Annotated in this window: 7 protein-coding genes and 1 pseudogene; 7 read left to right on the top strand and 1 reads right to left on the bottom strand. The window is 70.9% G+C overall.

Annotated features, from left to right (window positions below; translation table 11 throughout):
- Nucleotides 1-49: 49 nt before the first annotated feature.
- On the bottom strand, nt 50-1,789 hold the full coding sequence (locus tag AB0M73_RS39120; RefSeq protein WP_363902378.1) for a coagulation factor 5/8 type domain-containing protein: 1,740 nt from the start codon (nt 1,787-1,789) through the stop codon (nt 50-52).
- A gap of 427 nt (nt 1,790-2,216) precedes the next feature.
- On the opposite strand from AB0M73_RS39120, the pseudogene AB0M73_RS39125 reads away from it, so the two are divergent.
- The 7 genes and pseudogenes from AB0M73_RS39125 to AB0M73_RS39155 all read left to right on the top strand — a co-directional run.
- Nucleotides 2,217-2,456, top strand: a pseudogene (locus AB0M73_RS39125) (glycoside hydrolase family 3 C-terminal domain-containing protein); the annotation flags it as partial.
- A gap of 106 nt (nt 2,457-2,562) precedes the next feature.
- Complete coding sequence (rpe, locus tag AB0M73_RS39130) at nt 2,563-3,207, top strand: ribulose-phosphate 3-epimerase (RefSeq protein ID WP_363902513.1); 645 nt, start codon at nt 2,563-2,565, stop codon at nt 3,205-3,207.
- Nucleotides 3,204-4,226 (top strand): bifunctional diaminohydroxyphosphoribosylaminopyrimidine deaminase/5-amino-6-(5-phosphoribosylamino)uracil reductase RibD, encoded by a 1,023-nt coding sequence (gene ribD, locus AB0M73_RS39135; protein ID WP_363902382.1) that lies wholly within the window; start codon nt 3,204-3,206, stop codon nt 4,224-4,226. Before rpe ends, ribD begins: the two co-directional genes overlap by 4 nt.
- Before the next feature lie 11 nt (nt 4,227-4,237).
- The gene (locus AB0M73_RS39140) at nt 4,238-4,855 is read left to right on the top strand and encodes a riboflavin synthase (RefSeq protein WP_363902385.1); all 618 of its coding nucleotides are present in this window, start codon (nt 4,238-4,240) and stop codon (nt 4,853-4,855) included.
- Nucleotides 4,856-4,863: 8 nt separating this feature from the next.
- Entirely contained in the window at nt 4,864-6,123 is a 1,260-nt protein-coding gene (locus AB0M73_RS39145) for a bifunctional 3,4-dihydroxy-2-butanone-4-phosphate synthase/GTP cyclohydrolase II (protein WP_363902517.1), read from the top strand.
- On the top strand, nt 6,120-6,620 hold the full coding sequence (gene ribH / locus AB0M73_RS39150; RefSeq protein WP_363902388.1) for a 6,7-dimethyl-8-ribityllumazine synthase: 501 nt from the start codon (nt 6,120-6,122) through the stop codon (nt 6,618-6,620). Before AB0M73_RS39145 ends, ribH begins: the two co-directional genes overlap by 4 nt.
- Nucleotides 6,617-7,081, top strand: coding sequence for a PH domain-containing protein (locus AB0M73_RS39155; protein ID WP_363902391.1), 465 nt, complete (start codon nt 6,617-6,619; stop codon nt 7,079-7,081). Before ribH ends, AB0M73_RS39155 begins: the two co-directional genes overlap by 4 nt.
- Nucleotides 7,082-7,164 lie beyond the last annotated feature (83 nt).

Below are 7,164 nucleotides of genomic sequence, written 5' to 3' on the forward strand. Positions count from 1 at the left end.
GACGCCTTACCCGCGTTGAACGCGGGTAAGGCGTCCTTCCCTGCATCGACTAGGGGAAGTTCACCAGGTCCTGGACGGTGTGTCCGGGACCAGCGGCGGCGCCGGTGTTGTTCACGATGTGCGTGATCGTGCCGGCGTTGCTGCCGAGCATCACGGTCACCATGTCGTGGAACTTGACGCCGGTGCTCGGGGTTTCGATGGCGTGGGCGTTGGAGATGCTGGCGTCGTTGAGGAACAGGCAGTAGACGCCCAGACCCCAGGCCTCGTGGCTGGTGACGTTGACGCCGACCTTGTACGAGGCCCAGCCCTTGGTCGAGCCGTTCATGTACGCGCCCTGGTTGGGCGGGTCGTAGGGCATCTCGGACTGGTAGAAGATCGTCTTGCCGCCGTTGCCGTTCCAGATCACCTGGTACTGCTGGTAGTGCTCGGCGAACAGGCCGTACGCGGTGACGTTGTTGCCGTTCACGACCAGGCCGTTGGCCGCGGTGTTGGTGTTCCAGCCGACGCCGTTGCCGTGGTCGGCCCGCCAGATCCAGGTGTCGTCGGTGATCACGTTGTTGCTGTTGACGACCAGCGACTGGGTGGCCTTGCCAACACCGGCGCCGCCGACGCGGAAGTGCACGTCGGACAGCACGGTCGGGTCGGCCGCGTGGTTGGCCGTCGAGCCGTTCGGGCCGACCCGCACGAGCGCCGGCGAGTTGGTCGGGCCGGCGTCGATCAGCAGGCCGGCGATCTTCACGCCGTTGACGTCGGCCACCTGGATGGCGGTGATCCCGTTGTCCGGCACGAAGGTCGCGATGCCCAGGCCGAGCACGACCGTGTCGGCCCGGGTCACGTTGAGCGTCTGGTTGAGGTGGTAGATGCCCGGCGTGACGATCAGGTTCTTGCCGGCGGCGAGCTGCGCGTTGATCGTCGCGGCGGTGTCGCCCGGCTTGACGATGTAGAAGCCGCTGATCGGCAACGAGGTGCCGGCGGGATTGCCTCCTGCCCAGGAGGTGCCGGAGCTGTTGGTGCGCAGTGCCGGCACGAACACGGTGTAGTTGCCCGCGCCGTCGACGTACAGGTACGGCTTCTCGGCGATCACCGGGGACTGCGCGACCGCCGTGTAGGGCGGCTTGGGGAAGGAGTTCGACGCCGGCGCGCCCTGCACACCGGAGAACACCATGTTCCAGTTCTGGCCGGTCCAGGAGCCGATCTGGGAGTTGCGGGTCAGCCACTGCTGCTGGCTGCCCGACCGGACCTGCCCCGTCACGCGGGAGTCGGCCAGGAAGCCGCCCGAGGACCAGCCGCCGTCGTCCAGCTTGAGGTTGCCGTTGACCTGCACGCGGCGCAGCGGGTCGGCCTGGGACACCGCCCAGGTGTCGGTGCCGCCCGGGGGATTGATGGTCAGGCCCTCGGCGTCCCGCCAGAAGTTCAGGGTGGCGTTGCCGCCCTGCCAGTCGGCCTCGACGTGCACCTGGCCGTTGATGGTGACCTGGCCCGGGGTGAGGCCGAGGCCCGCGACCTGCTCGTAGAAGCCGAGGTTGGCGTCGACGTTGTAGGTGCCCGGCTTGAACAGCAGCGCGGTGCGCGCGCCGCCGAACTGCGCGGACTGCTGCGCGTTGAACACCGAGGTGAGCTTGCTCTGGATCGACGACGCCGACATGGACGGGTCGAAGATCGTCACGTTCGGGCCGAAGTCCGGTGTCGCGGCGGGCGCGCCGGCCGCGGGCAGCGCGCCGGCGGCGGTGGAGATCACGGTCAGGGTCAGGGCGGCCGCGGCGATCGCCGCGGCTCGAACACGAGCCACTGGGTCCTCCTGCTTCGAGGGGAGGCGACGGTGTCAGTGGCGGCTCCGACGGGGTCGAATGCTATGGCGCACAGGGGACGCGGTCAATACACGCCTTAATGCAAGAGTGAAGGAATGAACGGGATAGCCCGGTCGGGTGCACCGATGCCGAGGCACCCTCGCACATCTGGGCGCTCGGGCGAAGCGGACGTGCGGCACCGGCCGTGGGAGCGCTTCCAGAGGAAGCGCACGCCGCCTCTCGCCGGGTAGTCCGCGCACGTGCCTGCCAGGAGGTTCCCTTGCCCCGCACCAGGATTCCGCGATCAGTCCTCGTATCCGCCGTGTGCCTGCCGGCCATCGCGTCGGTGACGACGCCGGCCACCGCGCGCCGGCCTGCCGTACCAGAATCCCGCGCTGCCCGTCGCCGACCGGGTCACCGATCTGGCGGCTGGTCGTGCTCGTGTCCGGCCGGCCGCTGGACATCAGCGCGCAGCTGCCGGACTGGCGGGCCCTGATCGAGGCGTGGCTGCCCGGGACCGAGGGCCATGGCGTGGCTGACGTGTTGTTCGGCGGCGTCGCCCCGACCGGGAAGCTGCCGGTGAGCTGGCCGCAGACCGCGTCCCAGGAACCGGTCAACGACGGCGACGGCAAGACGCCGCTGTTCCCGCTCGGCTTCGGGCTGACCTGGCCGGCCCCGCTAGCGGGGTGTGACCTACGGCCTATCGGGACGATCGGCGCGCGGCCGAATACCTGCGGGCCCGGCAACTAGACTCGGGGCCGTGTCACAGTCGCCGCTGATCGCCCCGAGCATCCTGTCCGCCGACTTCGCCCGGCTGGGCGAGGAGGCCAACGCCGTGGCCGGCGCGGACTGGCTGCACGTGGACGTGATGGACGCCCACTTCGTGCCCAACCTGACCCTGGGCCTGCCGGTGGTGCAGGCGCTGCGCAAGGCCACCGACATCCCGCTGGACTGCCACCTGATGATCGACGACCCGGACCGCTGGGCCATCGGCTACGCGGAGGCCGGCGCCTACAACGTCACGGTGCACGTGGAGGCGGCGCGGGACCCGATCAAGATCGCCAAGGACCTGCGGGCGGCCGGGGCGAAGGCGGGACTGTCGGTCAAGCCGGGCACCCCGTTGGAGCCTTACCTCGACGTGCTCAAGCACTACGACACGCTGCTGGTGATGTCGGTGGAGCCGGGCTTCGGCGGCCAGTCGTTCATGTCAGAGGTGCTGGACAAGGTCCGCACGGCCCGGCGCCTGGTCGACACCGGCCACCTGACGCTGGTGGTGGAGATCGACGGCGGCATCAACGACGACACGATCGAGCAGGCGGCCGACGCCGGCGTGGACTGCTTCGTCGCCGGCTCGGCGGTGTACGGCGCGAAGGACCCGGCCGAGGCGGTTCGCAAGCTGAGGGCCAAGGCGGCGCGATGACGGACCCGAACCAGGGCGCGATGCACGCGGCGATCGAGGCCAGCGAGCGGACGCGGGGCGTCACCAGCCCGAACCCGCCGGTGGGCGCGGCGATCGTCAGCGCCGACGGCGAGATCGTCGGCATCGGCGCGACGCAGCCGCCCGGCGGTCCGCACGCGGAGGTCATGGCCCTGCGCGCGGCCGGGGAGCGGGCCAAGGGCGGCAGTGCCTACGTCACCCTGGAGCCGTGCTCGCATTACGGCCGCACGCCCCCGTGCACGCAGGCGCTGTTGGCCGCGGGCATCAAGCAGGTGTTCTACGCGGTCGCCGATCCCAACCCCCGAGCGGCCGGCGGCGCGGACGTGCTGCGCGCCTCGGGCGTGGAGGTCGAGGGCGGTCTGCTCGGCGAGGACGTGGAGCGCGGGCCGCTGCGCGCGTGGCTGCACTACGCCCGCACGGGCCGTCCACATGTGACATGGAAGTACGCCGCGAGCCTCGACGGCCGCGTGGCGGCGGAGGACGGCACGAGCCGCTGGATCAGCTCCGCGATGTCCCGCGCCGAGGTGCACGACATCCGCCGCAAGGTGGACGCCATCGTCGCCGGCACCGGCACCGTGGCCACCGACGACCCGCAGCTGACCGCCCGTGAGGACGACGGCACGCTGTCGCCGCGTCAGCCGCTGCGCGTGGTCGTCGGCACGAGCGAAATAGAGGCGACCGCCCGCGTGTTGGACGACGCGGCGGAGACGCTGCACGTGCGGAGCCACGACCCCGACGAGGTGTTGGCCGCACTGGCCGAGCGGGGTGTGGTGGACGTGCTGCTGGAGGGTGGGCCGCGACTGGCCGGCGCCTTCCTCAAGGCGCGCCGCGTGGACCGCGTGCTCGTCTACGTCGCCCCGATGCTGCTGGGGGCGGGCCCGGCCGCGCTGCTGGACGCCGGCGTGAACACCATCACCCAGGCGCTGCCTTTCGGCATCGAAGACGTCACCATGAGCGGACCCGACGTGCGGATCTCCGCAGTGCCGGTCAAGACCGAGTAAGGGGGATCCCCGTGTTCACCGGGATCGTGGAGGAACTGGGCGAGATCGTCGCCGTCGAGCAACTGCCCAATGCCGCGCGGCTGACGGTCCGAGGTCCGCTGGTCGTCTCCGACGCCAAGCACGGCGACTCGATCGCCGTCAACGGCGTGTGCCTGACCGTGGTGGAGACGACCGAGGACACGTTCACCGTGGACGTGGTGGAGGAGTCGCTCCAGCGGTCCAGCCTGGACAAGATCCACGAGGGCGACCGGGTCAACCTGGAGCGCGCGATGGCCGCGGGCCAGCGCCTCGGCGGCCACATCGTGCAGGGCCACGTGGACGGCGTCGGCCTGTTCCTGGAGCACAACGACGGCGGCCTGACCAAGTTCGGCATCCCCGCCTCGCTGTCCCGCTACCTGGTGCAGAAGGGCTCCGTGACGATCGACGGCATCTCGCTGACCGTCGTCGACGTCACCGACGACAGCTTCTCGGTGGCGTTGATCCCGACCACGCTGGAGCTGACCACGATGGGCCGCCGTCAGCCGGGCGACCGCGTGAACATCGAGGTCGACGTGCTGGCGAAGTACGTCGAGCGGCTGGCCACGCCGCACCTGGCCGCACTGGCCGTTCAGCATGAGGAGGCCCGGTGAGCAACCCCATCAGCGCCAACGCCGCGATCGAGCAGGCGATCGCCGACATCGCCGCCGGCAAGGCCGTCGTCGTGGTGGACGACGAGGACCGCGAGAACGAGGGCGACCTGATCTTCGCGGCCGAGAAGGCCACGCCCGAGCTGATCGCCTTCATGGTGCGCTACACCTCCGGCTACATCTGCGTGCCGCTGCCCGAGTCGGTGTGCGACCGGCTGGACCTGCCGCCGATGTTCCACACCAACCAGGACGCGCGCGGCACCGCCTACACCGTCACGGTGGACGCCAAGAAGGGCGTGACCACCGGCATCTCCGCCGCCGACCGGGCGCACACCATCCGGCTGCTGGCCGACCCCGAGTCCGTAGCCGGCGACTTCAACCGGCCCGGCCACGTGGTGCCGCTGCGGGCCCGCGAGGGCGGCGTGCTGCGTCGCGCCGGCCACACCGAGGCGGCCGTGGACCTGGCCGTGATGGCCGGCCTGCACCCCGCCGGTGTGCTGTGCGAGATCGTCAGCCAGAAGGACGAGGGCGACATGGCCCGCCGCGAAGAGCTGACGGTCTTCGCCGCCGAGCACGACCTCCAGATGATCACCATCGCCGACCTGATCGCCTACCGGCGTCGCACCGAGCGCCACGTCATCCGGGTCGCCGACGCCCGCATCCCCACCGCGCACGGCGAGTTCCAGGCCGTCGGCTACGACTCCACGCTGGACGGCATCGAGCACATCGCGCTGGTCAAGGGCGAGCTCGGCGACGGCGAGGACGTGCTGGTCCGGGTGCACTCCGAGTGCCTGACCGGCGACGTGTTCGGCTCGCTGCGCTGCGACTGCGGCCCGCAGCTGGACGCCGCCATGGAGGCCGTCGCCGCCGAGGGCCGCGGCGTCGTGCTGTACATGCGTGGGCACGAGGGCCGGGGCATCGGCCTGCTGCACAAGCTCCAGGCATATCAGCTTCAGGACAAGGGCGCGGACACTGTCGACGCCAACCTGGCGCAGGGCCTGCCGGCCGACGCCCGCGACTACGGCACCGGCGCGCAGATCCTGGTCGACCTGGGCATCAAGTCGATGCGGCTGCTCACCAACAACCCCGACAAGCGCGTCGGCCTGGAGGGATACGGCCTGAAGGTGGTCGACCGGGTGCCGCTGCCGGTGTGGCCGAACCCGGAGAACCTGCGCTACCTGAGGACCAAGCGCGACCGCATGGGACACGACCTGCATCATCTAGAGCAGTACGAGTCCAACAGCGGTGACGATGACGGAGCGCAGCGATGAGTGGCGATGGCCGGCCGACCATGGCGGTGCCGCAGTGGTGTGAGGACCTGCGGCTGGCCGTGGTGGCCACCCGGTGGCACGAGACGATCACCAGCAACCTGCTGGAGCGGGCGCTGACCGCGGCGACCAAGGCCGGCATCAAGGAGCCGACCGTGGTCCGGGTGGCCGGCGCGGTCGAGCTGCCGGTGGTGTGCCAGGCGCTGGCCCGCCACCACGACGCGGTGGTGGCCCTGGGCGTGGTCATCCGTGGCGGCACCCCGCACTTCGAGTACGTGTGCGACGCCGTGACCGACGGCCTCACGCGGGTGTCCCTCGACGAGTCCACGCCGATCGGCAACGGCGTGCTCACGTGCGACACCGAGCAGCAGGCCCTCGACCGCTGCGGCATGCCGTCCTCGGCCGAGGACAAGGGCTTCGAGGCCACCGTGGCCGCGCTGGACACGGCCGTGCAGCTGCGCAACATCAACCGCCCGTGGACGGATCGGGGGCTGGCGTGAGCTCGGAGACCGTCTCGTTTCGGCCGCGGCGCGTGCGGTTCGTCGCCATCCCGGCGGCGGCCGGCCTGATCGCCCTGTTCGTGGTGATCGCCGTCCTGCTGCGCAACACCCCGACCGGCGCCTACTTCGAGGTGTCCGACCAGATCGCCATGGCCATGGTCGGCGTGCTGCTGGCCTGCGGCGTGCTGCTGCTGACCCGCCCCCGCGTGCGGGCTTCGTCGGAGTGGATCGAGGTCCGCAACCTGCTCGGCTCCACCCGCTACGCGTGGTCCGACATCCGCGGCCTCAGCTTCCCCGACGGCTCCGCCTGGGCCCGCCTGGAGCTCCCCGCCGACGAGTACATCTCGATCATGGCCGTCCAGTCGGCCGACGGCCCCCGCGCCGTCACCGCCATGCGCACCCTCCGCGCCCTCTACAAATCCGCCTCATACACCCACCCCACCCCCCAGCACAAGGCCTAGAAGTGCGGGATGGTGCCTGACTGCACAACGCGGGGAGGTAAGGGGCCAGCCGGAGTGGAAATCGTCGGGGGGGGGGCCCGCGG

The sequence above is a fragment of the Kutzneria sp. NPDC051319 genome (genome assembly GCF_040682195.1).
In the GTDB taxonomy this organism is placed as follows: domain Bacteria; phylum Actinomycetota; class Actinomycetes; order Mycobacteriales; family Pseudonocardiaceae; genus Kutzneria.